The organism is Marinobacter sp. EVN1 (assembly GCF_000475375.1).
GTDB classification, from domain to species: Bacteria; Pseudomonadota; Gammaproteobacteria; order Pseudomonadales; family Oleiphilaceae; genus Marinobacter; species Marinobacter nauticus.
The window spans coordinates 628,913-653,327 of sequence record NZ_AXCB01000070.1; the positions used below are offsets into that span (position 1 = coordinate 628,913).

29 protein-coding genes and 1 tRNA gene are annotated in these 24,415 nt (G+C 55.6%); 8 read left to right on the forward strand and 22 right to left on the reverse strand.

Translation table 11 applies throughout. The features are described from left to right. Positions 1-99: 99 nt before the first annotated feature. A complete protein-coding gene (locus tag Q674_RS40090) occupies positions 100-1,806 on the forward strand; it encodes a hypothetical protein (protein ID WP_023010131.1) in 1,707 nt (568 codons plus the stop codon). Positions 1,807-1,890: 84 nt separating this feature from the next. On the opposite strand, the gene Q674_RS40095 is transcribed toward Q674_RS40090, so the two are convergent. Beyond that, entirely contained in the window at positions 1,891-2,205 is a 315-nt protein-coding gene (locus tag Q674_RS40095) for an SCP2 sterol-binding domain-containing protein (RefSeq protein ID WP_011785017.1), read from the reverse strand. Between the two features lie 232 nt (positions 2,206-2,437). On the opposite strand from Q674_RS40095, the gene sohB reads away from it, so the two are divergent. Beyond that, on the forward strand, positions 2,438-3,499 hold the full coding sequence (gene sohB, locus Q674_RS40100; protein ID WP_023010132.1) for a protease SohB: 1,062 nt from the start codon (positions 2,438-2,440) through the stop codon (positions 3,497-3,499). A gap of 49 nt (positions 3,500-3,548) precedes the next feature. Here the strand turns inward: sohB and Q674_RS40105 are convergent, their stop codons facing one another. The 4 genes from Q674_RS40105 to metH form a co-directional block, all read right to left on the reverse strand. Continuing rightward, positions 3,549-4,055: a DUF934 domain-containing protein gene (locus Q674_RS40105; protein ID WP_023010133.1), complete on the reverse strand. Its 507-nt coding sequence runs from the start codon at positions 4,053-4,055 to the stop codon at positions 3,549-3,551. Next, complete coding sequence (locus Q674_RS40110; protein WP_023010134.1) at positions 4,048-5,700, reverse strand: nitrite/sulfite reductase; 1,653 nt, start codon at positions 5,698-5,700, stop codon at positions 4,048-4,050. Before Q674_RS40110 ends, Q674_RS40105 begins: the two co-directional genes overlap by 8 nt. A gap of 351 nt (positions 5,701-6,051) precedes the next feature. Next, entirely contained in the window at positions 6,052-6,285 is a 234-nt protein-coding gene (locus Q674_RS40115; RefSeq protein WP_023010135.1) for a DUF2970 domain-containing protein, read from the reverse strand. Between the two features lie 15 nt (positions 6,286-6,300). Beyond that, positions 6,301-9,999: a methionine synthase gene (gene metH, locus Q674_RS40120; protein ID WP_023010136.1), complete on the reverse strand. Its 3,699-nt coding sequence runs from the start codon at positions 9,997-9,999 to the stop codon at positions 6,301-6,303. A gap of 238 nt (positions 10,000-10,237) precedes the next feature. Here metH and nfuA point away from each other — a divergent pair, with 238 nt between their 5' ends. The 3 genes from nfuA (at position 10,238) to Q674_RS40135 (ending at position 12,602) form a co-directional block, all read left to right on the forward strand. Next, entirely contained in the window at positions 10,238-10,825 is a 588-nt protein-coding gene (nfuA, locus tag Q674_RS40125) for a Fe-S biogenesis protein NfuA (RefSeq protein WP_011785011.1), read from the forward strand. A 184-nt stretch (positions 10,826-11,009) separates the two neighbouring features. Further along, positions 11,010-12,221 carry a DUF445 domain-containing protein gene (locus Q674_RS40130; RefSeq protein WP_031210544.1) on the forward strand — a complete coding sequence of 404 codons (1,212 nt, stop codon included), beginning with the start codon at positions 11,010-11,012 and terminating at the stop codon, positions 12,219-12,221. A 21-nt stretch (positions 12,222-12,242) separates the two neighbouring features. After that, a complete protein-coding gene (locus Q674_RS40135) occupies positions 12,243-12,602 on the forward strand; it encodes a hypothetical protein (RefSeq protein ID WP_023010138.1) in 360 nt (119 codons plus the stop codon). A gap of 22 nt (positions 12,603-12,624) precedes the next feature. On the opposite strand, the gene Q674_RS40140 is transcribed toward Q674_RS40135, so the two are convergent. The 5 genes from Q674_RS40140 to Q674_RS40160 form a co-directional block, all read right to left on the reverse strand. Beyond that, entirely contained in the window at positions 12,625-12,951 is a 327-nt protein-coding gene (locus Q674_RS40140) for a TusE/DsrC/DsvC family sulfur relay protein (RefSeq protein ID WP_023010139.1), read from the reverse strand. A gap of 3 nt (positions 12,952-12,954) precedes the next feature. Beyond that, a complete protein-coding gene (gene tusB / locus Q674_RS40145) occupies positions 12,955-13,242 on the reverse strand; it encodes a sulfurtransferase complex subunit TusB (protein WP_023010140.1) in 288 nt (95 codons plus the stop codon). Positions 13,243-13,251: 9 nt separating this feature from the next. Further along, entirely contained in the window at positions 13,252-13,602 is a 351-nt protein-coding gene (locus Q674_RS40150; RefSeq protein ID WP_023010141.1) for a DsrE family protein, read from the reverse strand. 2 nt (positions 13,603-13,604) lie between these two features. After that, complete coding sequence (tusD, locus tag Q674_RS40155; protein ID WP_023010142.1) at positions 13,605-14,015, reverse strand: sulfurtransferase complex subunit TusD; 411 nt, start codon at positions 14,013-14,015, stop codon at positions 13,605-13,607. A gap of 100 nt (positions 14,016-14,115) precedes the next feature. Beyond that, positions 14,116-14,817, reverse strand: coding sequence for a Bax inhibitor-1/YccA family protein (locus tag Q674_RS40160; RefSeq protein ID WP_011785004.1), 702 nt, complete (start codon positions 14,815-14,817; stop codon positions 14,116-14,118). 263 nt (positions 14,818-15,080) lie between these two features. On the opposite strand from Q674_RS40160, the gene Q674_RS40165 reads away from it, so the two are divergent. From Q674_RS40165 to Q674_RS41260, 3 genes are all read left to right on the forward strand, one after another. Beyond that, a tRNA-Ser gene (locus Q674_RS40165) sits at positions 15,081-15,171 on the forward strand. Positions 15,172-15,282: 111 nt separating this feature from the next. Next, entirely contained in the window at positions 15,283-15,765 is a 483-nt protein-coding gene (locus Q674_RS40170; protein ID WP_023010143.1) for a hypothetical protein, read from the forward strand. 32 nt (positions 15,766-15,797) lie between these two features. After that, complete coding sequence (locus tag Q674_RS41260; RefSeq protein WP_161629376.1) at positions 15,798-15,950, forward strand: hypothetical protein; 153 nt, start codon at positions 15,798-15,800, stop codon at positions 15,948-15,950. Positions 15,951-16,098: 148 nt separating this feature from the next. Here the strand turns inward: Q674_RS41260 and Q674_RS40175 are convergent, their stop codons facing one another. From Q674_RS40175 to Q674_RS40220, 12 genes are all read right to left on the reverse strand, one after another. Beyond that, on the reverse strand, positions 16,099-16,359 hold the full coding sequence (locus Q674_RS40175; protein WP_023010144.1) for a hypothetical protein: 261 nt from the start codon (positions 16,357-16,359) through the stop codon (positions 16,099-16,101). A 24-nt stretch (positions 16,360-16,383) separates the two neighbouring features. Beyond that, positions 16,384-19,146 (reverse strand): phage tail tape measure protein, encoded by a 2,763-nt coding sequence (locus tag Q674_RS40180; protein ID WP_023010145.1) that lies wholly within the window; start codon positions 19,144-19,146, stop codon positions 16,384-16,386. An 11-nt stretch (positions 19,147-19,157) separates the two neighbouring features. Next, positions 19,158-19,532 carry a hypothetical protein gene (locus Q674_RS40185; RefSeq protein ID WP_023010146.1) on the reverse strand — a complete coding sequence of 125 codons (375 nt, stop codon included), beginning with the start codon at positions 19,530-19,532 and terminating at the stop codon, positions 19,158-19,160. 450 nt (positions 19,533-19,982) lie between these two features. Next, positions 19,983-20,396, reverse strand: coding sequence for a hypothetical protein (locus Q674_RS40190; protein WP_023010147.1), 414 nt, complete (start codon positions 20,394-20,396; stop codon positions 19,983-19,985). A 4-nt stretch (positions 20,397-20,400) separates the two neighbouring features. Next, positions 20,401-20,580, reverse strand: a complete 180-nt coding sequence (locus Q674_RS41175) for a hypothetical protein (protein ID WP_152526099.1) — start codon at positions 20,578-20,580, stop codon at positions 20,401-20,403. A gap of 195 nt (positions 20,581-20,775) precedes the next feature. Further along, complete coding sequence (locus tag Q674_RS40200) at positions 20,776-21,750, reverse strand: hypothetical protein (RefSeq protein ID WP_023010149.1); 975 nt, start codon at positions 21,748-21,750, stop codon at positions 20,776-20,778. After that, on the reverse strand, positions 21,747-21,992 hold the full coding sequence (locus Q674_RS40205; RefSeq protein ID WP_023010150.1) for a helix-turn-helix transcriptional regulator: 246 nt from the start codon (positions 21,990-21,992) through the stop codon (positions 21,747-21,749). The genes Q674_RS40200 and Q674_RS40205 overlap by 4 nt, the downstream gene beginning before the upstream one ends. 515 nt (positions 21,993-22,507) lie before the next feature. Beyond that, on the reverse strand, positions 22,508-22,672 hold the full coding sequence (locus Q674_RS41725) for a hypothetical protein (RefSeq protein WP_413540199.1): 165 nt from the start codon (positions 22,670-22,672) through the stop codon (positions 22,508-22,510). Positions 22,673-23,069: 397 nt separating this feature from the next. After that, positions 23,070-23,357, reverse strand: a complete 288-nt coding sequence (locus Q674_RS41730; protein ID WP_413540200.1) for a phage integrase central domain-containing protein — start codon at positions 23,355-23,357, stop codon at positions 23,070-23,072. A 12-nt stretch (positions 23,358-23,369) separates the two neighbouring features. Continuing rightward, complete coding sequence (locus tag Q674_RS40715; protein WP_023010151.1) at positions 23,370-23,822, reverse strand: DUF4124 domain-containing protein; 453 nt, start codon at positions 23,820-23,822, stop codon at positions 23,370-23,372. Between the two features lie 74 nt (positions 23,823-23,896). After that, positions 23,897-24,091 carry a hypothetical protein gene (locus tag Q674_RS40215; protein WP_023010152.1) on the reverse strand — a complete coding sequence of 65 codons (195 nt, stop codon included), beginning with the start codon at positions 24,089-24,091 and terminating at the stop codon, positions 23,897-23,899. Positions 24,092-24,170: 79 nt separating this feature from the next. Then, the gene (locus tag Q674_RS40220) at positions 24,171-24,410 is read right to left on the reverse strand and encodes a hypothetical protein (RefSeq protein WP_023010153.1); all 240 of its coding nucleotides are present in this window, start codon (positions 24,408-24,410) and stop codon (positions 24,171-24,173) included. Between the last annotated feature and the right edge of the window lie 5 nt (positions 24,411-24,415).

A 24,415-nucleotide genomic window follows, 5' to 3' on the forward strand; every position in this document is an offset into this window, starting at 1 on the left:
GGCAAGGGCTGCCTCGCTGAACAGGAAGGACCTGCCCGTATGCAGGCTGCAGTTCATGAACAGGATGCGGTAGTCTCCGCAAATTAACAGGAAGCGTTTATGGTTCAATCGTCTCTGGCGACGAAATCGCAGTCGTTTGATCTGGTCAAAAGTGAAATCGAACAGACCATCAAGCAGGCAGAATCCAGCCTTGAGCGCTTTCAGGAAAACCGCGAGAGCGGGGAAGATCTGCAGAACTGTGTTGATTACCTGAACCAGCTTCGGGGAATCTTCATTCTGGTGGAGCTCCGGGGCGGAACCCTGCTTTGCCAGGAGGCGGTTAATCTCGCCAATGATGTGCCGGTTGGTGCCAACGACGACAAGAATATACTGCTGACAGCACTTAACAGCGCGCTATTCATTCTCCGCCGTTACGTCGAGTACTACCATCAGCAACGTGAAGATCATCCCGAGCTGCTGCTGCCCGTGATCAATGATCTGCGTGAAGCCCGTCGTGAGAAACCTTATCCCGAATCCTGCTTCTTTGATATCGACATCAAGGAGCGCCCGGACTTTTGCAGCGATCTGGGGCTGAGGTCCATGGATGACGCAGAGTCTGAATATGAAATCCTGGCCCGTCGCATGCGCCTGACCTTCCAGGTGGCACTGCTCGGCATTCTCCGCGAGCGCAACGAAGCGGTTAGCAAGAAGCTCATTGCCAGGGCTGCCCGTGGTCTCGCACGGCTGTGTCAGGGGGCGCCTATGGGGCAAATGTGGTGCCTGCTGGCGTTGGTCTCCGATACCATGCTGGATCGTGCCATGGGCTTTAGCAAGGCCCGCAAACGTCTGCTGATGCGAATCGAGAAATACGCGCGGGAAGTGGTGTATGTCGGCAAGGTAGCTACCGCCAAGGACGCCCCCGAATCGCTGATCAAAGATCTGGTCTATCTGCTTTACCGCAGTGGCTCAGCCAACCCTGAGGTGACGCGGGTACTCTCTGCTTATCAGCTCGGTCCTGCCGAATTCCCGGACGCACTTCTTGAGGCTCATTCCCGGCGCCTCTATGGCCCTGGCACGGACGTGCTCAAATCCCTGTCTGAAGCCTTGCAGGAAGAGCTTAATCAGCTGAAAGACAAGCTGGACATCATCGAGCGCGGAATAGAACCGGATCTGGCCGAACTTGCCTCGATTGCCGACACTCTGGAGCGCCTGGCCAATACGCTGGTGATGCTCGATCTGAACCGCCTGGCCGGTATTTCCCGTGAAGAAGCTGCCAAACTGCGTAAATGGGAAGAGGAAAACCGCCTGCCAGCGGAGGAAGAGCTCTATCGTCTGGCGGATTCCGTGCTGGGGGTAGAGGATGCCGTCATGCAGATCGTGACCCGCGGCATTACCTCAGAGACCGATGCCCTTGCTGGTGCAGACCGGAGCCGGGACGAATCCGTGTACCTGCAGGAAGCCATCTGGGTTGTGGCGGATGAGGCCCGTAGTGCGTTGACCCTTGCCAAGCGAGCGATTACAGCATTTATCGAATCCGATTACGACAAGCTTCATCTGGCCAACCTGCCGGGGACACTGCGCAGTATCTGGGGTGGTTTGCAAATGGTGGACGACCCCATCGCAGCGGACGTCATTGCCAGGGTCGCGACGTCTATTCAGGAGCGCCTGCTGGATGCGCGCGAAGCCCCTGCGTCACAGGTTCTGGAAGCGCTGGCGGATGCTCTCACCTCACTCGAGTACTACATTGAAGGCGTCGGTCGGCGGGAAGACCGGAATGTAGACCTGCTCAAGCTGGCTCAGAGTTCGCTGGATGACGTCGGTCTGTAGACGCCAGGGTGGCCTGAGTTTCTGAATGGCATAAAAAAACCTGCGGTTTGCGCAGGTTTTTTTATAGCTGGTGTTTAACCGGGCTCAGCCCATGTTGAACAGTTCACCCAGCTTGGTTGCCAGCATCATGTCGCCTTCGGCGCGCAGCTGGCCAGCCATGAACGCCTGCATGCCGTCAGTCTCGCCAGAGACAATACCCTGCAGGGTTTCAGAGTTCATGATCAGGGTAACAGAAGGATCGTCGTGTGCGCCTTCGTGCAGCTTGCAGGTGCCGTCATTGATCACGAGGTGGTAAGTCTTGTCGTCTTCGATGTCGAACTGGAATACCAGGTCCAGGCCCTGTGCTGCGTCTGCGTTGAAGTTCTGTTCGAGTTTTTCAAATACCTGAGCTACAGACATTGTTTTACCCTTTTTGATGGTTGTCTTGTCATGGTGGTGACGACTAGTGATCCCTGGCAGAGGCAGCCTGTACAGCAGCCGGGGTAGCGCCAACCTCGCAATCCGACTTTATGGTTAGAGCCGGTTCGTGTCAAGCTTGATCGAACGCTTGTTTTAATTTTATCGCGGGCTTATCAGGCCTGTGCCGAGGCGGTACACTTCGGGGTTTGCAAATACGTGTGGAGACTGCATTTTGGAATTTCTGACCGAATACGGCCTGTTCCTCGCCAAGGTGGCGACTTTCGTGGTGGCGGCGATTGTGCTCGTGTCCATCATTGTCTCGGCAACCCAGAAAGACCGGGACGATCACGAAGGTGAGGGTGAGCTGAAAATACGCAAGCTGAACGATCAGTATCGCCGGCTCAGAGAGTCAATCCAGGCCAGGTTGATGACAGACCAGGAACGGAAGGCCTGGCAGAAGAAAAAGAAAAAAGAGGACAAGGCTGAAAAGAAAGCCGCGAAGAAGCAGCCAGAATCTGACGCTACCGAAGAGAAAACGGCGCGGGTTTACGTGCTCGATTTCGACGGTGACATTAAAGCCAGCGATACCGATACCCTGCGGCGTTCGGTGTCGGCGGTTCTGAGTGTTGCCAATCCGGAAACGGACGAAGTGGTTATCCGCCTGGAGAGCGGCGGTGGTCTGGTTCATGCCTATGGGCTGGCGGCAGCCCAGCTGGATCGTGTTCGCAGCAAAGGTATCAAGTTGACCGCCTGCGTCGACAAGGTTGCGGCCAGCGGCGGCTATATGATGGCCTGCGTGGCTGATCGCATTATTGCTTCGCCGTTTGCCGTGCTCGGTTCCATCGGGGTGGTGGCGCAACTCCCGAACTTCCACCGGTTCCTGAAAAAGAACGACGTTGACTTTGAGGTGCTCACCGCGGGTGAACACAAGCGAACGCTGACAATCTTTGGTGAGAATACCGATAAGGGACGCCAGAAATTCCTCGAGGACCTGGAGGATACCCATGTCCTGTTCAAGGAGTATGTGAGTGAGCGGCGTCCGGATCTGGATATTCAGGCGGTTGCCAATGGAGATATCTGGTTCGGCAAGCGGGCCCTGGACGTGAAGCTGATCGATGAGATCAAAACGTCTGACGAATACCTGATTGAGGCTTGTGAGCGGGGAGACGTGATCTCAGTGTCTTTCCAGCGCAAACGTACACTGCCGGAAAAGCTCGGTTTGGCTACCAGCGCGGCGCTCGAACATACCGTCTGGAAAGTGTTGAGTGCGTTTCGGAATCAAAAAATGCAGTAAACCAGAACTGAACACCAGCGCATGAAGACTCATGCGCTGGTGATTGGTCTCAGGAGGCCCGGCGGCGGAACAGGGGCTGGTCCGTGTCGGTCGCAGCCTGGTAGGTCTGGGTGAAGAAGCTCAGGCACTTCGGTGCCTTCGCAATATCCTTGTCAGCGCGCAGTACGTAGCTGTCAAAGCCACAGCGCTTCATGAACTGAAGCTGGTCAAGCAACACATCGCCAATGGCTCGCAGCTCGCCGCGGTACCCGAACCGTTCACGCAGCAAACGGCCAATGCTGTAACCACGGCCATCGACAAAGCGCGGGAAATTCACCGCGATCAGTGGCAATTCATTCACTTTCTCGCCAAGCAATTCCGGCTCATCGTGGCTGTCAAACCAGACACCCACTGAGGGCTTTGCGGCAAAGTGCTCATGGGCGGCCAGCCACAGATCTGCCGGAATCAAGACCGGCTTATCTTCAGGAATATCCATGGATTCACCCGCCGCAGGGCGGGGCACCACAACCCAGTCGTCATTACGAATCGTGCCGTCAGCGGCAATTACATCAGGCATATACCCGCTCCTTGAAAGGATCCAGACCGACCCGGCGATAGGTGTCCAGGAAGGTTTCCTCTTCCGTCCGGTTTTCTACGTAAACATTGATCAGCTTGGCGATGACCTCTGGCATTTCCTCACGAGCGAAGGACGGCCCCAGAATCTTGCCGATGGTGGCGTCGTGGTGTGACGATCCACCCAGGCTGATCTGATAGAACTCTTCGCCTTTCTTGTCGACGCCCAGAACACCAATATTGCCCACGTGGTGGTGGCCACAGGCGTTCATGCAGCCTGAAATGTTCAGGTCGATGGGGCCGAGGTCGTACAGGAAGTCCAGGTCATCAAAACGACGCTGGATTGCTTCAGCCACAGGAATCGACTTGGCGTTGGCCAGGGCGCAGAAATCGCCGCCGGGGCAGCAGATAACGTCGTTCAGTGTGTTCAGGTTCGCCGTTGCGAAGCCCAAAGGCACAAGCTTTTGCCAGAGCTCAAACAGTCGATCCTGGCGGACGTCTGCCAGCACCACATTCTGTTCGTGGGTGGCCCGGGCTTCACCGTAGCTGTACTCATCCGCAAGATCGGCAATCTGCTCCAACTGGAAGTCGGTGACATCCCCCGGGGGCGTGCCGGTCTTCTTGAGTGTCAGGGTTACAATAGCGTAGCCCGGCTTTTTGTGACTGTTGACGTTGTGGGTCAACCACTTGTCAAACTCACGGTTCTCGAAGCGCTGTGTCGCCAGCAGGTCGGTAGCATTGTCCAGTGCTTCGTATGCCGGCTCGGTAAAGTAGCCCTGGAATTTGCTCACTACCTCCGGCGTCAGTTGGGAAGGTGAGTCCTTGATGTGGGCCCACTCTGCTTCAACTTTTTCGGCAAAGCCCTCAGGGCTCAGCGCCTTGACCAGAATTTTGATACGCGCCTTGAACTTGTTGTCCCGGCGGCCGTAACGGTTGTAAACCCGGACAATGGCTTCCAGGTAAGTCAGCAGATCCAGCTCAGGCAGGAAGTCGCGGATGACCGGGCCAACCATGGGGGTACGACCAAGTCCGCCACCAACGTGAACCCGGAAGCCAAGTTCCCCCTGGTCGTTGCGCACCAGCTGCAAGCCGATGTCATGAACCCGGATAGCTGCCCGATCCGTATGCTCGGAGGCGTTCACGGCAATCTTGAATTTACGTGGCAAAAACGCAAACTCCGGGTGGAACGTCGACCACTGGCGAATAATCTCGCAATAGGGGCGTGGGTCAGCGATTTCGTCCACCTGGACACCGGAGAACGGGTCCGTGGTCGTGTTCCGGATGCAGTTACCGCTGGTCTGATTTGCGTGCATTTCCACTTCCGCCAGCTCAGCCAGAATATCGGGCACGTCTTCCAGGTTCGGCCAGTTCAGCTGGATGTTGGTGCGGGTGGTGAAATGAGCGTAGCCTTTATCATAGTCCCGGGTTACGCGTGCCAAGCGGCGGAGCTGCTCGGAGCGAAGCATGCCGTAAGGAATACAGATACGGAGCATGGGTGCGAGACGCTGAACATAAAGCCCGTTCTGCAGTCGAAGTGGAAGGAATTCCTCTTCAGACAGCTCACCAGCAAGGGCGCGCTCGGTCTGGTCACGGAATTGGGCAACACGCTCTGCGGCTATCTGCCGGTCGTGCTCATCATAAACGTACATAGTGGAACGTCCTGCCTGCTACATCAGAAGAGCTAAAATTTACGGCCGGGTTTCATGGACCGGGCCTTATTCCTGCGAGGCAGGATACCATCGTGTTTTTATTCTCAAAATGATTATTTCAACATAACATTATCGATTCAGGTGATAAGTGATCGCCGCCGGAACTGGACGAATGTCAATTTGCTGCTTTACTTGATCGGGAAAGCCAGAAAAACAACAACTTCGGGTAGGAAGGAGGAAGTGCCATGAAAAAATCCGTGCAATCAGACAGTCAGGCCGATGCAGTGGCGGCGGTATTGCTCGTGCTGCTGGCAGTTGCTTTTGCGGTGGTCTGGGTATCCGGGCAGTAGGCTACTGCCCGGCCAATACCAGTTTCACCACGATGATCAGCCCGCCCACAAACGCGACGGTAAACAGAACGCCTGCAATGATATAGGGCAGCGGGCTGTGGTGTGAAAAGTCTTCCTGGCGGCGCTTGTCAGACTGCACACCGAAAGCGCCGGCAAGGATGCTTTGCATGATCTTCAGAACCCCCGGGCTGCGGTGGCGTTCATTGTTATTGTTGTTTTCGGTCACGTCATTCATGGAATACGCCTCAGGTTATTCCGCCGGATCGTACGCCAGGCTTGGCATCAACCAGCGTTCAGCCTCAGCCTTGGTCAGGCCTTTGCGTTCAGCATAGTCCTCAACCTGATCAACGCCAATTTTGCCAACGGCAAAGTATTTGGCTTCCGGGTGGGCGAAGTACCAACCGGAGACCGCTGCGGTTGGATACATGGCGAAATGCTCCGTTAGCTGGAGGCTGGTGTTGGCGGTGGCATCCAGCAGTTTGAACAGAGTGGCCTTTTCGGTATGGTCCGGGCAGGCAGGGTAGCCGGGGGCCGGGCGGATACCACGGTAGCGCTCCTTGATCAGGTCCTCGTTGGCCATCTGTTCATCGGTGGCATAACCCCAGAATTCCTTGCGCACCCGTTCGTGCATGCGTTCGGCAAAGGCTTCGGCCAAGCGGTCTGCCAGGGCCTGCACCATAATGGCGCTGTAGTCGTCGTGGGCGTTTTTGAACTCAGCGGTCAGTTCGTCCACGCCGATGCCTGTGGTCACCGCAAAGCCTCCGACATAATCGCCCAGGTGCAGACTTTCCGGCGCCATGAAATCTGACAGCGCCATCATTGGCTTGCCCGGAGCTTTCTCATCCTGCTGACGCAGGTGGTGCAGGGTAGTGAGCTCTTCGGTCCGGGATTCATCGGTGTACACGACAATGTCATCACCCCGGCGATTGGCGGGCCAGAACCCGACAACGCCTCTTGCCGAGATCCGCTTGTCCCCGATCATCTGTTTCAGTAGTTTCTGGGCATCGTCAAACAGGGTACGTGCGGCTTCTCCTCGTTTCGGGTCGTCGAAAATGGCCGGGTATTTGCCGGCAATGTCCCAGGAAATAAAGAACGGTGTCCAGTCGATGTAGTCCACCAGTTCCTTCAGATCATAGTCCTCGAAGACCCGGACACCGGTAAATGCGGGCTTGGGCGGCTGGTAGTTCTCGAAATCGATTTCCGGTGCACGGGCACGGGCTTCTTTCAGCGACACCAGCTTGGTGCGGTCACCACGGTTTTTGCGGCGTTCACGAATTTCATCATATTCGGTGCGGGCTGCTGCCACGAACGCGGGCTTCGCGGTCTTGCTCAACAGCTGGGACGCTACGTTTACGCAGCGGGATGCATCAGAAACATAAAGGGCGATGTCGTTCTTGTACTGGGGCTCGATTTTGACCGCTGTGTGGGCTTTCGAGGTGGTGGCACCACCAATCATCAGCGGTATATTGAAGTCCAGTCGCTGCATTTCACGCGCTACGTGCACCATCTCATCCAGTGACGGTGTGATCAGGCCGCTCAGGCCAATCATGTCGACATTTTCTTTTCGGGCTGTTTCCAGAATCTTTTCACAGGGCACCATCACGCCAAGGTCGATTACCTCGTAGTTGTTGCACTGCAGGACAACGCCAACAATGTTCTTGCCAATGTCGTGTACGTCGCCCTTGACCGTGGCCATCAGTATCTTGCCCTTGGCCTGCTGGTCTTCAGTTTTCTCTGCTTCGATGTAGGGAATCAGGTGGGCCACGGCCTGCTTCATTACCCGGGCGCTCTTGACCACCTGGGGCAGGAACATCTTGCCGTCACCGAACAGATCGCCGACCACGTTCATGCCGGCCATCAGAGGGCCTTCGATCACTTCAATGGGATGGCTGGCGTTCTGACGGCAGGCTTCCGTGTCGTCGATGATGTAACTGGTAATGCCTTTAACCAGGGCATGCTCCAGGCGCTTCTCAACGGGCCACTCACGCCAGGCGAGATCTTCTTCTTTGGCCTGGCCGCCTTTGCCTTTGAACTTTTCGGCCGCTTCGAGCAGGCGATCGGTGGAGTCATCCCGGCGGTTCAGAACCACGTCTTCCACCAGCTCTTTAAGGTCCGGCTCTATTTCGTCGTAGATCACCAGTTGGCCGGGATTCACGATGCCCATATTCATGCCGGCCTTGACCGCGTGATACAGGAAAACCGAGTGGATGGCCTCACGTACAGCATCGTTGCCGCGGAAAGAGAACGACACGTTACTGACGCCGCCGGAGATAGAGGCGTGGGGGCAGTGCTCCCGGATCCAGCGCGTGGCGTTGATAAAGTCCACTGCGTAGTTGTTGTGCTCTTCAATGCCGGTGGCAATGGCAAAGATGTTGGGGTCGAAAATAATGTCGGCTGGGTTGAAACCGATTCCGGTCAGCACGTCATAGGAGCGTTTGCAGATTTCGGTTTTGCGTTCGAAGGTATCTGCCTGGCCGTCTTCGTCAAAGGCCATCACCACCACCGCGGCGCCGTAGCGCATACAGTCCCTGGCACGTTTGATGAACTCTTCTTCGCCTTCTTTCAGGCTGATGGAGTTCACCACGGCTTTGCCCTGTATACAGCGCAGACCCGCTTCGATCACATCCCACTTGGACGAGTCGATCATGATCGGCACGCGGGAAATGTCCGGTTCAGAGGCCACCAGGTTCAGGAAGGTAACCATCACCTCCCTGGAATCCAGCATGCCCTCGTCCATGTTGATATCGATGATCTGGGCGCCATTTTCAACCTGGTCCCGGGCAACGCTCAGGGCTTCTTCATACTGTTCTTCCTTGATCAGCCGCAGGAAGCGCTTGGAGCCGGTTACGTTGGTGCGTTCACCCACGTTGATGAACAGGGTGTTTTCGTCACCGGTAAACGGTTCCAGGCCGGAGAGTCTGAGCGCTTTCGGGCGTTCGGGAATCTGTCTGGGCGGATACTTGGCCACGGCCCTGGCGATGGCTTCAATATGATCCGGGCGCGAGCCGCAACAGCCGCCGATGATGTTCAGAAAGCCGTCTTTGGCAAAGCCTTCAATGATCTCGGCCATTTCCTCCGGGGTCTGGTCGTATTCGCCAAACTCGTTGGGCAGCCCGGCGTTAGGGTGCGCTGATACGTAGGTTTCGGCCTTGTTCGACAGTTCTTCCACATAAGGCCGAAGTGCGTCCGCGCCAAGTGCACAGTTCAAGCCCACGGAAATCGGTTTTGCGTGGGCAACCGAATTGTAGAAAGCTTCGGTGGTTTGCCCGGAAAGCGTTCGGCCAGAGGCATCGGTGATAGTGCCGGAAATCATGATCGGCAGCTCAATACCACTGTCGATAAAGAACTGCTGGGTCGCGTAGATTGCCGCTTTGGCGTTCAGGGTGTCGAAAACAGTTTCAATGAGAATAAGGTCTGAACCACCTTCAACCAGGCCGGAAACTGCCTCGTAGTAATTGTCGACCAGAGTCTGGAAATCCACGTTCCGGTAACCGGGATTGTTCACATCCGGTGAAATAGAAGCGGTGCGTGAGGTGGGACCCACGGCACCGGCTACAAAACGTGGCTTTTGGGGATTCCTCGCGGTGAACTCGTCGGCGATTTCCCGTGCCAGCTTTGCCGCAGCTACGTTCAACTCCCGTGCCAGGGATTCCAGGCCATAGTCGGCCTGCGACAGCTTGGTGGAGTTGAAGGTGTTGGTCTCGATAATGTCGGCGCCCGCGTCCAGGTACTCTGCATGGATGTTGCGGAGCAGGGCAGGCTGGGTAAGGTTCAGCAGGTCGTTGTTGCCCTGAACTTCCCGTTCGTAATCCTTGAATCGATCGCCCCGGAATGCGGCCTCATCCAGTTTCTGGTTCTGGATCATGGTGCCCATGCCACCATCAAGAATGACAATCCGTTCCTTGAGGGCTTGGTGCAGCTGTTCCAGGCGTGTATTGCGATCGGTCATAGAAAACTCTTCCGGGTGTCGTTATTAACGTCGTGTTTTACGTTTTGGCGCGGGATCATAGCAAAAATGCTGAAAGGCGTCTTAGTACGGATGATCATTATCAAGTTCCGTTTTGCCTGTCCGCCGTTGGGATAAGGGAAACTGATTACCCCATTAATGCCCGACTATTTTACTTGGTCTTTTATGTTCCGACGATCTCTCATAAAATGTCAGTCACACTTGATAACAGGTAGGAAGCATGGCTCTGGTAACTGTGACTGATTCCGCAAGGGATTATCTTGCGCAACTGATTGAAAAGCAGGACGTTGAAGGTATGGGCGTACGCATTTTCGTGACCCAGCCCGGCACCCGCAACGCAGAGACCTGTCTGGCATACTGTCCGCCCAATGAAGTTGTGCCAACCGATGAGCAGGTCAACCTGGAGAAGTTTACTCTGTATCTGGATCATAATTCGGTGCCGTTCCTGGAAGACGCCTATGTCGACTATTCAAAGGATCAGATGGGCGGGCAACTGACCATCAAGGCGCCTAATGCCAAGGTGCCGCAGGTGGCTGATGATGCGCCCCTGCCGGAGCGTGTGAACTACGTGCTGGCCTCTGAAATCAATCCCAACCTGGCAGCTCATGGCGGTGATGTTTCGCTGGTTGAGATTGTTGACGAATCGGTTGCGGTGTTGCGCTTTGGTGGCGGGTGCCAGGGCTGCTCTGCGGTCAGCCTTACGCTGAAGCAGGGTGTCGAGAAGACCCTGAAGGAACGCGTACCTGAAATCTCCGCGGTGCGTGATGTGACAGACCACTCGAATACCGAAAACGCTTACTATCAGTAAGTTGCACCCTTCCTCCGGCAGTCGCCCCTTCTCTGGCGGCTGCCAGAAACACCCGCCTTGCCTGGCTACACGGCCAATGGCCTGTTAAGCGCAATACTTCATTATCGGTCACATAAACAGAATCAAAGCCCGGGTATTATCCGTGCCGTGTGAGCGAACGCTTTTCTTGATTTCGGGGTAACGCTTGACTGACCTTGCTCTTGTGTCCGTGCCTGTAATGGCTGCCGTGGTGGGATGGTTCACTAACTGGCTCGCCATTCAGATGTCCTTTCATCCTGTCCGGTTCATCGGCGTTGGGGTTATTGGCTGGCAAGGGGTGATTCCGCGCAAGGCCGAGAAAATGGCCCACATCTGCATTGATCGCACACTGCAGAAGTTTGGCGACCTGAATTCTGTGTACCAGAAGCTGGAGCCCAACCGCATTGTGGAACAGGTGGTGGCTCAGGTAACGCCCCGTATGGATGAGTACATTGACGAGGTCATGTATGAAATCCAGCCGGTACTCTGGGATAACCTGCCGCTGTTTGTTCGTGCCCGGATCTATCAGTGGGCACGGCAACAGTTACCCAATCGGGTAGAAGAACTGGTGGAGGATTTTGGTGACGACCTGGATGAGCTGGTCGATCTCAAGGCTCTGTTGAGTCGGGAGCTTCAGAACCATCCGGACCTGATGAATCGTATATTCCAGCAGGCCGGTGCGGTTGAACTCAGGTCGGTCATTAATCGGGGCGCGATTATCGGTGCCTTGATGGGCGCGGTGCTGGCGCCGGTTTCGGTGTTCTACCCCCAGCCCTGGTTACTGCCGGTAGGCGGCTTTTTTATTGGCTTTATCACTAACTGGATTGCCATCAACCTGATCTTTGCACCGGTGCGCCCGCGCCGGGTATTGTTCTGGCAGTTGCAGGGGCTGTTCCTGCGTCGGCAGGATGAAATCAGCGATATCTGGGCGCGCCTGGTGGCGGAGGAATTGATCACGGTGGAGAAAGTCGCCGATGCCATGATCAACGGTCAGCATGGTGACCGTACCCGCGCCATCATCCAGAAACACCTGCGCCCCATGCTCGACAATTCCATGGTCATGAAGCTGGCGGCCCAGGTGTCTGTGGGCATGACCGGTTACACCGAGCTCAAGCGCGTGATGAATCAGAAAGCGGTGCTGGCAACCCGGGATGTATTCAGTGATCCCGCTTTCAATCGGGAGCGTGCACCCGTCGTGGCGGGGGTGCTGGCCAGCCAGATGAAAGCCCTGCGCCCGGAAGAGTTCCAGGACATCCTCAGGCCAGCGTTCCGAGAGGAAGAAATCCAGCTGATGTTCGTAGGTGGCTTGTTTGGTGCCGTGGCCGGGCTCGTTCAGTTTCTTGCCATGACCGGCTTGCCCCAGGCCGTACTGGGCTGACCACACCAGGGAGAATAGCGTATGCCAGTTTGGGCACAGATCCTCACGCAGGTTTTACTGACAGCGGCCACCGTAACGGCCGTTCTCTTCGGTTTCTGGTTCTGGGTGGTAAAGCCATGGCTGGCTGAGCGCATTCAGGAACTGATTGATACCGCCAATGAGATTGAGCCGAGGGTGACCAGTGGCGTTCAGAAGGGTGTGGCTGAATCTATCCGGCAGATACCCCAAAGCGCCTGGGACGGTGCCACCAGGGAATCCACTCGCCAGTTCCTCAAGTTTGGTTCGAATCTGTTTGAAAACGGGCTGAGCACCTTTCTGGGGGCCGCTGCCGAAGAGCAACAAGCCAATCAGGCGCGGTCAGCCGAAAAGCGGGACAGGTAACAGCGCGACATCTTCCACTGGCTCAGAGGCAATTCGTAGGGCGAGGCAGTCCGGCAATCCTGCAGGCTGTTTTGGCGGGGGTTCCGGGGAACAGTGTCATCAGATAGATGCTGTCGCCTTTCTCGTCCCCCAGCGCATCTCTTACGGCCTTCACGAACAACCGGTTCGACGGTGGCGACATCTCATGCTGTTTATAAAAACCCCTTAAAAAGTATATGATTTCCCAGTGTTTTTCCGTTAACTCAATGTCGTCTTCCTGAGCGATTTCCTGGGCTACCTCATTGGTCCAGGTGGCCGCGTCCTCCAGAAAACCTTCGTTGTTTCTCACAGGCGAATTAGAAGCACTCATGGTTTACCAGTTGATGATTCTTGAATGATTGACGGTCAGCTGCACAAAACCGGCGTAGTCGACCAGTTGCTCCGCGGGGACGCGGTTAGCCACGGCGCGCGCATTCGCGTCTGTCTCCAGGCCATAAGACGCCCCTGGCAGCTGTCTTTCCCGATCAAGCAGTGCGAGCACCGCATCCTCAATCAGCAGTAGCGTGTCACCCTGCTGAACAGATGCCAGACAATACCGGAACCTGGCGTGTTCCGGAGCCTTGTTGATGATGTGCAGGGTTGCGGTCGTGTTTTCAGGCATGACAGGGTCCTATCCGGCAAAAACAACGCGGGAAAACTGGCTCAGGGTTTCGGAAATCGATTCCGACGGCGTGCTTCCTGGCAGCAAATCGTCGAACTCCAGTCCATATTGCGCGCATGCTTGGGCATCCACCAGTATCTGTTCAACGCCGAACAGGGCGGCCGCAGAGAGGTTCTTCGCCACAGATTTCTGGCCGACGGCGTCGGCGGCCTGGCCTTTGCACAGCCAGTTGACGCCAGCCCCCAGAAACAGCATGGCGGCGGGCTGGTCGAAGGCTGCCAGGGAGAAGGTCATGTCCAGCGCTTCTCGTCCAGTCCAGGAGCCATAGGGTGGCTGATCGATCACAATCAGGGTGGTCATGGTCAGTGTGCCCCGTGAAAATAAAGAACCCGGTTGGACTTCAGGTTACCCTCTACCCATTCGCCAAGACCGGCAATCTCGAAGGGTGCCCTGAGATTGCTGGCGGTCAGTTCGTAACGGGCCTGTTCGGTCTTATCGACAATGCCACGGCGCAGGGCTGAAGCAATGCAGGCGACCGCTGTGATGTTGTTCCCGGAAAGGAATTCAGACCACAGTCGCGGCCAGTGTTGCTCATCGGAGGGAGGAGCGCTTAGGGCCGACGCCAGGTGTACGCCATCACCATACAGGAACACCCGGTCGATACGGTGGCCCGCTTTCAGCAGGGCCTGAGCGAATGACAGGGCAGTCTGGGGAGCCTGTGTTGCCCAGGGGGCACCGGTAATCACGAGTGTGTAACTGAGTGGCTGAGGCATGGAACTGGATGCTGACTGATGGAAACCCTGCAAGTGTACCTAAAGCAAAAACCCCGGCATAGGCCGGGGTTTTCTCAAGGCATTGGACTGAGTGTACTGATCAGTCTTCGCCGCTGAACGCAGACAGCAGGTGCAGCAGGCTGACGAACAGGTTGTAGATGGACACATACAGGCCCACAGTGGCGATGATGTAGTTACGCTCGCCACCCTTGATGATCTGGCTGGTCTCAAACAGGATCATGATCGAAGCGAAGATCGTGAAGCCTGCTGAAACGGCCAAGTGCAGAGCAGAACTCTCCATGAAGAACGCCAGCAGCATGGCCCCAATCAGCACAAATGCGCCAGCGGTCAGGAAGCTGGACAGGAAGCTGAAGTCCTTCTTGGTGATGATGGCGGTTGCGGACAGGCCTACGAACGCGACGGCCGTCAGCGTCAGTGCCTGAGCAACAATCTGCGAGGCGCCGGCTGCGACAAACGCACCGATGATCGGACCAAGGGTGTAACCCATAAAGCCGGTCAGTGCGAAGGTGGTGACGATGCCCCAGGGGCTGTTTTTCAGTTTATAGGTGGCAAACAGCAGGCCGATGTAGCCCACGATGGTAATCAGGAAGCCCGGGTGCGTGCCATTCATGTTCAGGAACGCAGTCACGGCTGAAAACGCCAGGGTCATACCGAGCAGCATGTAGGTATTACGCAACACCTTCATGGCGTCGTCGCTGATACCGGTCGTTGCGCGACTGGTTTCGCTGGCCGGCGAGTAGGCCGCCTGGTTGTTCTGAACGCCGAAACGTCTGTCTTCCATTGTCATCTCCGTTTAGTGCTCTAGTGCAACTGGATACTGTAGACCATCATAATGTCGAAACCGCAACTTTCAATCATTTACGACAGAGAAACACCAAATGGATTCCATTAAAACGCGGTAATCTTGTCTAAGCTCTGACCAGAAGCCACGGAATTTGCTTTGTTTTTCTTGCAGGGCGTTGACAGAGGGGGCAAATCCGGTATCATTCCTCCCGCTGTCGACACGGCAGCTAGCCGAAGCGTTTCCCGATGCTTCGACAAGACGGTGGGCTGGCAGAGTGGCTGAATGCAGCGGTCTTGAAAACCGCCGACGGTTAATAGCCGTCCCGGGGTTCGAATCCCTGGCCCACCGCCATTTTTCCTTTCAAAACAGCTCCTTATCTCCCGAAATTCCAAAAGGCCTACAACTTGGCCCACATGCCTGATTCGCTTGTTTTTCACCCAACAATCGAAAAGGAATGTGACCATGAGCGAGTTTGCAAACTGCCTTACTGACTGCCGATCCCGTTTGCTTGATGCAGACGCATTGCTGAATTATTTGCACAAACCTGAAAACCTGAATCATATGCTTGAGAGTGACTCCCCAGAGGTCACCCTGGCCGCAATGATTGAGCGCACGTTCGATCTTGTATCCGATGCCTGCGGAAAGACTGAGTTGCTTTGTAAGCAATACGAGGCTGAACCAAAGTCTCTGCCCACACCAAATGATGCACAAGCCACGCAGGAGTCAAGGGTGGAGGATGCCGGCGCCGAGCATTTCAACAACATCGACCTGATCCATGAACACACCCGATCCATGTTGCTCATGATGCTGGTATACCTTGAGCAAGCCAGGGATGGAGGCTCAGAATTGAGCGGTCTCATTGTTGAAAACTATGTCGGCCAGATGATTGATAATATGGACCGAGCGGGTCAGGAAATGAGGGCGCTCGCTGAAGTTGGGCGCTGAGCTGCGATTGCGACAATGAGGAAGGTGAGAAAATGAAAACACCAACAGAATACTATTATGTCTGTCGTCCGGACCAGCCAGCTCTCCCGCTGTCGCCGGAGTTCGAGAAGATCGAGCAGGCGCAAGAATGGCAAAGAGAACAAGGCGACCCAACTTTAAAAATTGCCCGGGCTGGGTTTTGCTGAAAGATTACGCCGATTTTCGGAAGGGCGGTTATCCAGCATTCCCCAATGGGGGAAAGTATTAAACTCTGAGTTTTGCGAGTATGCCGTGAAAGCCCCGGGGAACTCCCGGGGCTTATGATTTACTGTGTTTTGTCGGACAGTTGACTGGTTACTGCTTGGTGGCCGGCGCTGCTGCGTTGGTTTTCTCAAGCCTGTCGTAATTCCGTTTTGCGTTGCCCTTGGCGGCCTCGTGCAGGAAGTCGTGGTCCTCTTTCGATAGCTCTCCCTGGAATTCCAGAAGCATAATCATTCCGTGAGCCATGCTGAGATAACGCTCAAGCTCAACATCGTCGGTTGCCACCTCCATTATTTGGAAAACGTAGCCCAGTGGGTGGTGTTGAAATCTTTTTTTAAACTCTTCGCTGGTCATGCTGTATGCCTCATTCAGTGGGGGTTAGTTGCCTTTCAGGCCCAGGAGCATTTCTTCACCCTCGGCGTTCACTTTTGCCTGGAGCTTTTCTAGGATCTGGAACCAGATCGCTTCCAGGTGGGGCTCAAGGCCGGCTGCGTTGATTGTCAGCTTGGCGTCACCGTTCCGAAGTTGCCGGGTTTTTTCCTTAACCCATTCCACCTCAGCCTCGGTCAGTTTCTTCTGTAGCTTCATCTGGTCGTCACGAAGCTCGTTCTCTTTCTTGATTTGCTTTTCAATGCCCCATTTTTCCCGGAAGTTGTCGGCATCGCCAAGTAGCTCGAAAAGATCGCCGGCAAACTTCGTAGACTCCCCAAAGGTCGATGAAATGGAATCCACCAGGGCCTCAACCTTTTGGGCGTTGGCTTCTGCTTCGGCAATATTCAGGTCTACGTTTGCCTCAATGTTGGCTATCCGTTCATTGCTGGCGATTTTCTCCATCTGAACGTAATAATCTTCAGACTTGGCGATGGCCTTTTCCGTTTTGGTGGCGGTGTCGTCCATGGCGTCACCAGATCGCACGATGGCGCCGGACCAGCTGTTAACCTTGCCGGTGGCCTTGTCGTACCCAAGAACCAGGGTTTCGTTGTTCTCCGCCAGCTGCTTGGTAGCCCGACCAACGTTGCCGAGGGCGTCCCCGCTTTTGTTGGCCTCACCCTGTAGCCGCTCTACGGCGTTGGCGGAACGGTTGAGGTTCTCCCCGGTACCGCTCATGGCCTCGTTGAGATCGCCGTGTTTGTTGGCTGCGTTTACCAGTTCGTTGGCGTAGTCCTGCCAGGCCCGCTGGGTGTCCTTCGTAGCTACTTCGGTTTTGCCCAGCTTTTCAGCCAGGCTGGCGTTTATGTCGCGTAGATCCTGGGTGTCTTTGACCAGTTTCTGCTGGGCCTCGGAGACCGGCGCCATGGCCTTGGTGATTTTCTCCAACTCATCCTTGTTGAACTGCTCATAGAGCCAGCTGCCGATAGAGGTGCCGAATTTGTCCTCCAGCGGTTTGATAATGGTGTCGTTGATGACGGTACCGATCGCATATCCGCCAGCCAGGGCAAAACCGATAAGGCCGCCTTTCCCGACTTTACCCATCTTCTCAAGTTCGCCCAGATTGCCCAGCAGGGCCTTGAAGCCTTGCGCACCGGCCAGGGCGGTTAACCCAGAGCCAACGGACTGCAGGCCGCCAGCCAGGCCGCCCAGAAGGGGCAGAACGGTATCAATGGCCTTGGCAATACCGAGCAACTCTCCAACGCTTTTCTGGGTGGCTGAGTCCAGGTTCTGGAATTCCTCAATGCCGGCGCCAATGGCGTCGAATAGCGGCTCCAGGCCGTTGATGATGCCGGCTGAAACGTTGGTCAGTGCGGTGAAAGCATCCACTACTTTTTGCAGGGCCTGCTGCAAGCCTTCTGCTGCGCCCAGGTCGATATCACCGAATACCGCGGTTACCGCGTCCCCGAGTTCATCCCCCAGGCCGTCGAAGGCCGCCAACAACTGCGAGAAGTCCAGGCCCTCGAAAGCTTCCGGCAAATTCTCGGCAATGATGTTGACCTGTTCGGAGAACCGTTCCAGGCCACCCCGGAGGGCGTCAAACAACTTATCCGCGTTGTCACCCTGTAGGGCTTGCTGGAAGGCTTGAACGAGGCTTGTGGTAGCCTGGGTGGCGGCTTTCGTTTCCTCGATGTACTCCATCCCGGTAACTTTGGCTGCCGTGGTGAATGCGGCCCGAAGTTGGTTCAGGGCGAACTCTGCGGACTGGGTGCGGACCTCGAATTCTCGGAGCGTGGAACCGCTGGCCTCCAATGCTACTTTGAGAATTTCCTCGGAGCGTTCCGCGCCATTCAGAACCGCCAGGAACCGGCTCATTTGCTCGGCGCCGGCAATGACCGTTGCCACGCGCTGTTTCTCGTTGTCGTCCAGGCTCTGGGTGGCTTCAATCAGGTCATACAGAACATCTTTGGTGTTCCGGCGCTGGCCGTCGATTTCAAGCTGAATGCCCAGCTCATCCTCCAATAGTTCCTTTCGCTCTTTGGTCGGCTTGATGAGATTGGAGATTGCCGTTTTCAGGGCGTTGGCCGATTCGGATCCGGAGCGGGTCACTTCAACTACCGGTGTCAGCAGGGCGGCGGTTTCCTCGAAAGTCAGCCCGAGCGTTTTGGCCACCGGGGCCAGAACCTTGAAGCCGTCCCCGAGCTGGGCCACTGACGCCCCGGCATTGTTGGAAACGGCATTCAGAACGTCCAGCAGGTTGGCGGCATCTGCAGCCGGTGCCTTGAAGCCCGCCAGCGTACCAATCAACAGGTCCGCCGATTGCTGGGTGGTCAGATCCGCAGCGTTAACCGCCAGCAACGACTGTTCAACGAGTGTTAACGAGTCGTTGATATCGAAACCGGCCTGGCGGAAATCTGCCGTGCTCTGAACAATGGCTCCGGCGTCCACACCGAACTGGTTGGAGAGGTTGCTGAATGTGTCCGCGTAATCGGCTGCAGCTCCCTCGTTATCGCCCATGACTTTCTGAAGGTCAATCAGGGCCGCCTCAAAGCTAACGGCCTCCTTGGCTGCAAAGGTGAGAGCAGCAGCGCCCAGGGCAACCAGTGAGGTCTGCAACTTCAGAATACTGTCGGCAGCATCCGCCAGCGGGCCGGTGATGTTGCCGGTTTTATCGACGAGTGTATCAAGGTTCCTGCCAACGGATGAGATAGCGGGGCCGGTTTTATCGACGCCACCAAAAATCAATTCAACGGTTTTTTTCAGGTCAGCCATGATGTTTACCCTCAGTGGTAGCCGCTTGTCTTTGCGGCGGTGATAGCGGTTTTAAGTAACTGTGCTGGGTTGTCCATGTGTTGAATGAGTGGGCTGGCGTCAATGCCTGCGGCCTGGGCGATGTCCCTCAGTTCCCGGGCAAGCTTCAGCTTTTCTTTAACCGCCTTTCGAGGAATCGGGCGTTGGCATAGAGCAACGAACAGATCATCTTCGGAATTGGCGATGCACAATTTCAAAATGTCATCCTTCGTGGCCAGGTCGTATTCCTGGCGTAGCTCCTGCTCGATCGCTTGAAGTTTTTTCAGCTCCGCTTTGAATGCAGCGGAGGCCCGTTCAGCTGTGGCCAGTTGGCTGTTCAGCTTGGCGAGGGTGCTCTGGGTAGTCATTGGTTCTCTCCTGTCTCTGGAATCATCAGATGAATCAAATCTAGTTTATTGTTTTGTATAGGGTTTCCCGTCCAACTGGTGAGGCCCCATGTAGCGCCAAAAATTTTCCGAATACCGGGTGGTTGCCCCGTCCCCGCGGAGTTTTTGAGGTGCCAGGGTCCCCCGGGTTTTTCAGGTGGTGTGAGTGACTACCGTTTGTGCTTACTGAACAGCCAATGTGTTCACTGGTGGCCGTGGGTGATTTCTCACTGGATCCACCGCAAAGAGAGAGCTGAATAAACACCCCCCTTGGTAAACTATAAGGTGTACACATAGCGACTAATGAGCGCGCCCAAAATTGCATGACTGATACACATAGCGACCAGTGGAAGGGGGAGGGAGGGGGAAAATCCCCTGACTGATACACATAGCGACTACATTGATACGAATAGCGACTACAAGTTTTAATTTTCATGCTGCGAGTTTCTCCAAATTCAGATAGCGGGCGCTGGGGGCCTGGGTTGGTTTTGTGTCGAGCTTGCCTTTGCACTCGTCGATAGGGCGCCACGTAACGGCGTAGAGAGAGCACCGGTTCCGGCCTCCCTGCCTGGTCTGCTCCAACAGGCCGGCTTCAGTCAGCGCTTTGAGGGCCTTGTTCAGGGTTCCCGGTGACCGCCACCCCTTATCCCTCAAAACGCTCCATGAGGCCGTCAGATCGCCGTTGTTGTTTCCGCAGAACTGGCCGGCAACATCAACCAGCAATTTCACCGCCCAGCCGTCCAGGTTGAGATAGGCCTCACTCTTCAGAACATCGCGGGGTATATGGAGGTACCCCGCTTGTCCTTTCCGGCCCTTGTGCTTTGCCCTGGGGTCTTTGGCCGGCATCCGTTCAGGCTCCCTGGCAGGCGATAGAGAGAAGCTCTCGGGCGAGGGGAATGGAGTCCCGGGACAGTTGGTAGATTCCAGGCCGGCACAGAGTTCCATCCTCGTTGATGAGGGTTCGCCTCAGGCAGGCGATGGTCAGGCCCCGGCTCCGTAAAGTGGCAATGTACTGAGGCGAGTTGCTCACACGGCCTATTCTGTCGGCTTGCTCACGACTGACCGGGCCCATGAGGAGGGCGGTTAGGATTCGTCGTTCTCGAGCTAACAGTGGGGTGGAGATTCGGACTCTATTTTGTTCGGGCAGGGGTGTGCTAAGATTGTTCATGGTTTTATTCCTCCAGGAAGGCAGCTCACCAAATGGGCGTGGTGAGCTGCCTTTTTTTCAGCTCTTGCGAATGTCCGCCAAAATTCCCGCAACTCTCTCAGAAACCAATTCCTCATCGGCGCTGATTGAGTTGTTCTCGATACCGTGAAAGCCTCCCATATCAAGCCTGACGCGCCCGCTTAAACGGCTGAACTCGTCCCCGGTGCCGTGGGTGCCCGATAGCTTATTGGCTGCCAGAATCTCGTTGAGAGCGGGGCCGATTTCCTCAAAGGCCTTTACGATTTTCTGGAGCCCGGCATCGTGAATTTCCTTGGCGTACAAGCTCAGCTGACAACGGAATTCCTGCTCTGCCTGACGCTTGGTTTCTGAGAGGTCCGCCAGCCGTTTCTCGTAGCCTCGTTGAGTTGCGCCGGCCAGACTGGCGGTTTCCTCCTGTTCTGCCAGCTGTTTCCTCAGCTTGGTCAAATGGGTGGTGGCTTTCTTGAGATCCGCCTCGGAGCCTTCGCCGAGGTCCAGGTCAGCGGCCAGCAGATCACGGTCAGAAGCCGCTTGGGCGATTTCCTCTTTCAGAGATTCAATACCTGCTGTCGGTGTCCGGGCTGCTGCTTCTTCCCGGGCCTGACCGATTCGGTCTATCTGTATTTCGAGTTTGGTGATTTCGGCTTGAGTCTGTTGAAGGTCCGCCAGCGATACCTTGGGTGGGTTGTTCAGGAGCGATTCTTCTTCCTTGGCCAGGTGGTCCAGCTGTTTCTGGAAAGGTCGCATTTCTTCCTGAAGCTGTTCGTTGCTCTGCCTTACTTGATCCAGTTCACGACGAACACGAGCCGTGTCACCTGACCGGCCTGCAGTCCGCCAGCCATGTTTCGGAGGTGGTGAGGTGAGTTCCTGAAGCTGTTTCTCAAGATTCGCTTGTTGGCCTTGGACATTTTGGAGCCGGGATCGAATGTTGCTGAACTCCGGCATGAGTTCTTCACGTTGGGTCTCGATTTCTCGGAGTCGATTGGCGCGTTCTGCTGCGGTTAGTTTTTTCATGCAACGGCCCTCCCTGTCGATTCCCAGGCATGTTGAGCGATTTGATCACGCTCAGCGACGCGGGCCTCAATCCAGGCGTTTACCTCTGATTCAAGCCAGCCAACAGCGGAACCCTGACGGGTGAGCTTTATGGATTTGGGAAAGTCCCCGGCGGTTTGTAGATCGTAGAGCGTGCTGCGAGAGAGGCCGGTTCGGCGGAGAGTTTCAGCGAGTCGAATGATGGTTTGATTGGCGGCGGCCATAACATACCTCTTTAATTCAGGTGTAGTTATGCCGTTGAGGGGCAGGCCCCAGGATACAAAGCGAAATTGTAGAGACGCTAACGCCCTGTTATCGTTTGGGGGCTATTTGGAGTCGCATCTTAATAGCACCCATCCTTCAACGGCTCTGGGTTCGGGCGGATACGGTTGCCTGGTACGCTTCCGTATCCGCTCACTTCCGAACACGTCATAACCCTGCCGCTTTAATCCAAAGTCCGCAAGCTGATCTTCCCGAAAATGCCCGCACTCCCTCGCCTGTGGAGAACTTGCCCAAGATTCAAATGGTTACGGTATGTTATTCGTTGCTATCCGTAGACGTCCGCCAGCGGCTGCTCACTATGCCTGTGGCGATAGCGTCAGCAATCCTTTTTGAATTTCTTTATTGAAAAATACAATGATTGTTCAGGCTTCTTTTGCTTTGAATGGCAGAATTGAGCGTCCAGTTTTCAGTGAGTCGAGGTAGTCCACCCAATGCTGCAACATCGCTTTTCGCTCTTTCAGACTGGCCGCTCGGTTGTGTCGTATACAACGGCTACTTGGTTTCGCGGGCGGTGAGGAAGTTGCAGCTCGATGACTTCCGGCTGCCAGCCCATCTCATGCAAAAGTGTTGACACGGTTGCCCGGAATCCATGACTAACCATAACCTCAGTGTCATAGCCCATGCTCCGGAGCGTGGTGTTGATCGTGTTTTCTGAGAGTGGTCTCCCGGGTTCGATTGCCTCGAAAACGACGGGCGCTGGCCTGTGATCTGTTACAGTGGCTTGAGGATCTCGCCTGCTTGGCGGGGCAGGGAAATGATATGGTTCGGTACCTGGCCCGCCCGCTTGGCTTTCAGTTTGCCATTCGTCTTTTCGCCGGGAACAATCCAGGTGCCGGCATCAAGATCAATCTCCCAACTAAACCGCTTTTCTGAGCTCCCCGGGCCGCAAGAAATTCATGGGCGCCAACTTCAGTGCAGCGCAAGTTGTCGGCTGGCCTGCATAGGCCTCAACGGCCCGTAACAGCCCGCCGAGTTGATCCGGTTTTATTATGGAAACTCTGATTTTGCTGGCATGGATTTCAGCAGGCCGCGAAGGTCGGCTGCAGGATCCTTTCAGCCCAGCCATCTGAAATAGCGAACCTAGATACCTGGCTGATTCGCTGTTTTATTCTGTGCGCGGTTTCGTACTTGCCCTGTGCTTGGATCTTTCGGAGCACCAGTGGCGGCTCAATACCAGTGATGGGGTGTTGCCAGGTAGAGGTAATTCCATTCTGTGAGCCGGTTTCATTAACGCTGCTGTTTTGTGGGCAGGCCTGCAGTGTTTTTCTCCGCGTATAACAAACCGGCGCTCGGCAGGGCCTCTTCACTGAGTATTTGTCTCAGTTACAGTCTCGTTGAACCTCTCGCTCAGCTTCTCGTTTCCAGGACTCCAACTGATCTTTTTCCCACTGCTGATATCCGCGCCTGCCAAGCTCTCGCAAGCGCACTTCGTATTCCTCTACTCGATCCTTGGAATACTTGCAGGCCCAGCTCTCCTCAGGCCCTCTTGCTGCCTCAGCTCTGGCAGCTGCCTCGCGTCGATCCACCTTCCGCTGCAACTCCTCACGCTTTCGTTTCAGCTCTAACCGTTGGGCTCGCAGCTCTAGGTCTGACGATGCAGGGTTTCCCTTGCCCATGGCGCCCGGGGAGCTTTCTCGGATATGAACAGATTCGTGTTGGCCAGCCGGCGGTTGAGTACCAAAGTGCGTAACGCCGTTCTCATCAGTCCATTTGTAGACCTGGGCAGCAGCTGAGAATGAAAGTGCAGTCAGAAGAAGAGCAAGAAAACGCATGAGATTACCTCCCTGTAACGATATGTAACAGCCTAGCATAAGGACTTTGGCTGCGCGCCTCCAGGCAGAGCCATCTACGCACCGGCCAGTTTCTTGGCCCTGGCTTGCTGTTTCTCCGCGTTCGCCAGTAATTCAGGCAGGCAGGGCGCGGCTTTCGGCGTTGCGGTGGTGAGGACTATCGACAGGTGCAAATTAGCCGGTTTGAGCGCTTCTGTGTCCCCGTGCTGCGCAAATTGCTCCAGAAACCTCAGGCGATCCGCAAGCGCCATTCCGTGGCCATGCTGGCATCATTGGTCGGTTATGTCTGCGGGGTGGTTGCTGGCGGCATGGGGGCGTGTTGCTGCAATCCTATGGCGCGGTGCCGTTGGCGTATAGCAGGTTATAGATAGTATTGCTTGCCTCGCATAGCGCCCCGTATTGCTCGTCTGGGTCGTGCTCTGGGAAGAACAGAACATCATGCAAAACCTTCTCAATATCGGCGGCTATGCTTTCGTGCTTCAAGCCTTCAGCCAGGGCGCGGGTAATGTCTCCAGCCTTGTATCGGTAGATTGTCGTGGGGGTAGGGTGCAGCAGTGTCACGTTGGTCATGGCGC

What these genes read in the sequence shown, in the direction of transcription:
- Q674_RS40170 (WP_023010143.1), top strand. Translation starts at nt 15,283, where the DNA reads ATGAGCGAGTTTGCAAACTGCCTTACTGACTGCCGATCCCGTTTGCTT.
- Q674_RS41725 (WP_413540199.1), bottom strand. Translation starts at nt 22,672, where the DNA reads ATGGGCTATGACACTGAGGTTATGGTTAGTCATGGATTCCGGGCAACC.
- Q674_RS40190 (WP_023010147.1), bottom strand. Translation starts at nt 20,396, where the DNA reads ATGCCGGCCAAAGACCCCAGGGCAAAGCACAAGGGCCGGAAAGGACAA.
- Q674_RS41260 (WP_161629376.1), top strand. Translation starts at nt 15,798, where the DNA reads ATGAAAACACCAACAGAATACTATTATGTCTGTCGTCCGGACCAGCCA.
- Q674_RS40110 (WP_023010134.1), bottom strand. Translation starts at nt 5,700, where the DNA reads ATGTACGTTTATGATGAGCACGACCGGCAGATAGCCGCAGAGCGTGTT.
- Q674_RS40090 (WP_023010131.1), top strand. Translation starts at nt 100, where the DNA reads ATGGTTCAATCGTCTCTGGCGACGAAATCGCAGTCGTTTGATCTGGTC.
- Q674_RS40715 (WP_023010151.1), bottom strand. Translation starts at nt 23,822, where the DNA reads ATGCGTTTTCTTGCTCTTCTTCTGACTGCACTTTCATTCTCAGCTGCT.
- Q674_RS40185 (WP_023010146.1), bottom strand. Translation starts at nt 19,532, where the DNA reads ATGACTACCCAGAGCACCCTCGCCAAGCTGAACAGCCAACTGGCCACA.
- Q674_RS40220 (WP_023010153.1), bottom strand. Translation starts at nt 24,410, where the DNA reads ATGACCAACGTGACACTGCTGCACCCTACCCCCACGACAATCTACCGA.
- Q674_RS40175 (WP_023010144.1), bottom strand. Translation starts at nt 16,359, where the DNA reads ATGACCAGCGAAGAGTTTAAAAAAAGATTTCAACACCACCCACTGGGC.
- nfuA (WP_011785011.1), top strand. Translation starts at nt 10,238, where the DNA reads ATGGCTCTGGTAACTGTGACTGATTCCGCAAGGGATTATCTTGCGCAA.
- metH (WP_023010136.1), bottom strand. Translation starts at nt 9,999, where the DNA reads ATGACCGATCGCAATACACGCCTGGAACAGCTGCACCAAGCCCTCAAG.
- Q674_RS40200 (WP_023010149.1), bottom strand. Translation starts at nt 21,750, where the DNA reads ATGAAAAAACTAACCGCAGCAGAACGCGCCAATCGACTCCGAGAAATC.
- Q674_RS40135 (WP_023010138.1), top strand. Translation starts at nt 12,243, where the DNA reads ATGCCAGTTTGGGCACAGATCCTCACGCAGGTTTTACTGACAGCGGCC.
- Q674_RS40140 (WP_023010139.1), bottom strand. Translation starts at nt 12,951, where the DNA reads ATGAGTGCTTCTAATTCGCCTGTGAGAAACAACGAAGGTTTTCTGGAG.
- Q674_RS40105 (WP_023010133.1), bottom strand. Translation starts at nt 4,055, where the DNA reads ATGCCTGATGTAATTGCCGCTGACGGCACGATTCGTAATGACGACTGG.
- Q674_RS40205 (WP_023010150.1), bottom strand. Translation starts at nt 21,992, where the DNA reads ATGGCCGCCGCCAATCAAACCATCATTCGACTCGCTGAAACTCTCCGC.
- Q674_RS40215 (WP_023010152.1), bottom strand. Translation starts at nt 24,091, where the DNA reads ATGGCGCTTGCGGATCGCCTGAGGTTTCTGGAGCAATTTGCGCAGCAC.
- Q674_RS40160 (WP_011785004.1), bottom strand. Translation starts at nt 14,817, where the DNA reads ATGGAAGACAGACGTTTCGGCGTTCAGAACAACCAGGCGGCCTACTCG.
- Q674_RS40115 (WP_023010135.1), bottom strand. Translation starts at nt 6,285, where the DNA reads ATGAATGACGTGACCGAAAACAACAATAACAATGAACGCCACCGCAGC.
- Q674_RS40095 (WP_011785017.1), bottom strand. Translation starts at nt 2,205, where the DNA reads ATGTCTGTAGCTCAGGTATTTGAAAAACTCGAACAGAACTTCAACGCA.
- tusB (WP_023010140.1), bottom strand. Translation starts at nt 13,242, where the DNA reads ATGCCTGAAAACACGACCGCAACCCTGCACATCATCAACAAGGCTCCG.
- Q674_RS40180 (WP_023010145.1), bottom strand. Translation starts at nt 19,146, where the DNA reads ATGGCTGACCTGAAAAAAACCGTTGAATTGATTTTTGGTGGCGTCGAT.
- tusD (WP_023010142.1), bottom strand. Translation starts at nt 14,015, where the DNA reads ATGCCTCAGCCACTCAGTTACACACTCGTGATTACCGGTGCCCCCTGG.
- Q674_RS40150 (WP_023010141.1), bottom strand. Translation starts at nt 13,602, where the DNA reads ATGACCACCCTGATTGTGATCGATCAGCCACCCTATGGCTCCTGGACT.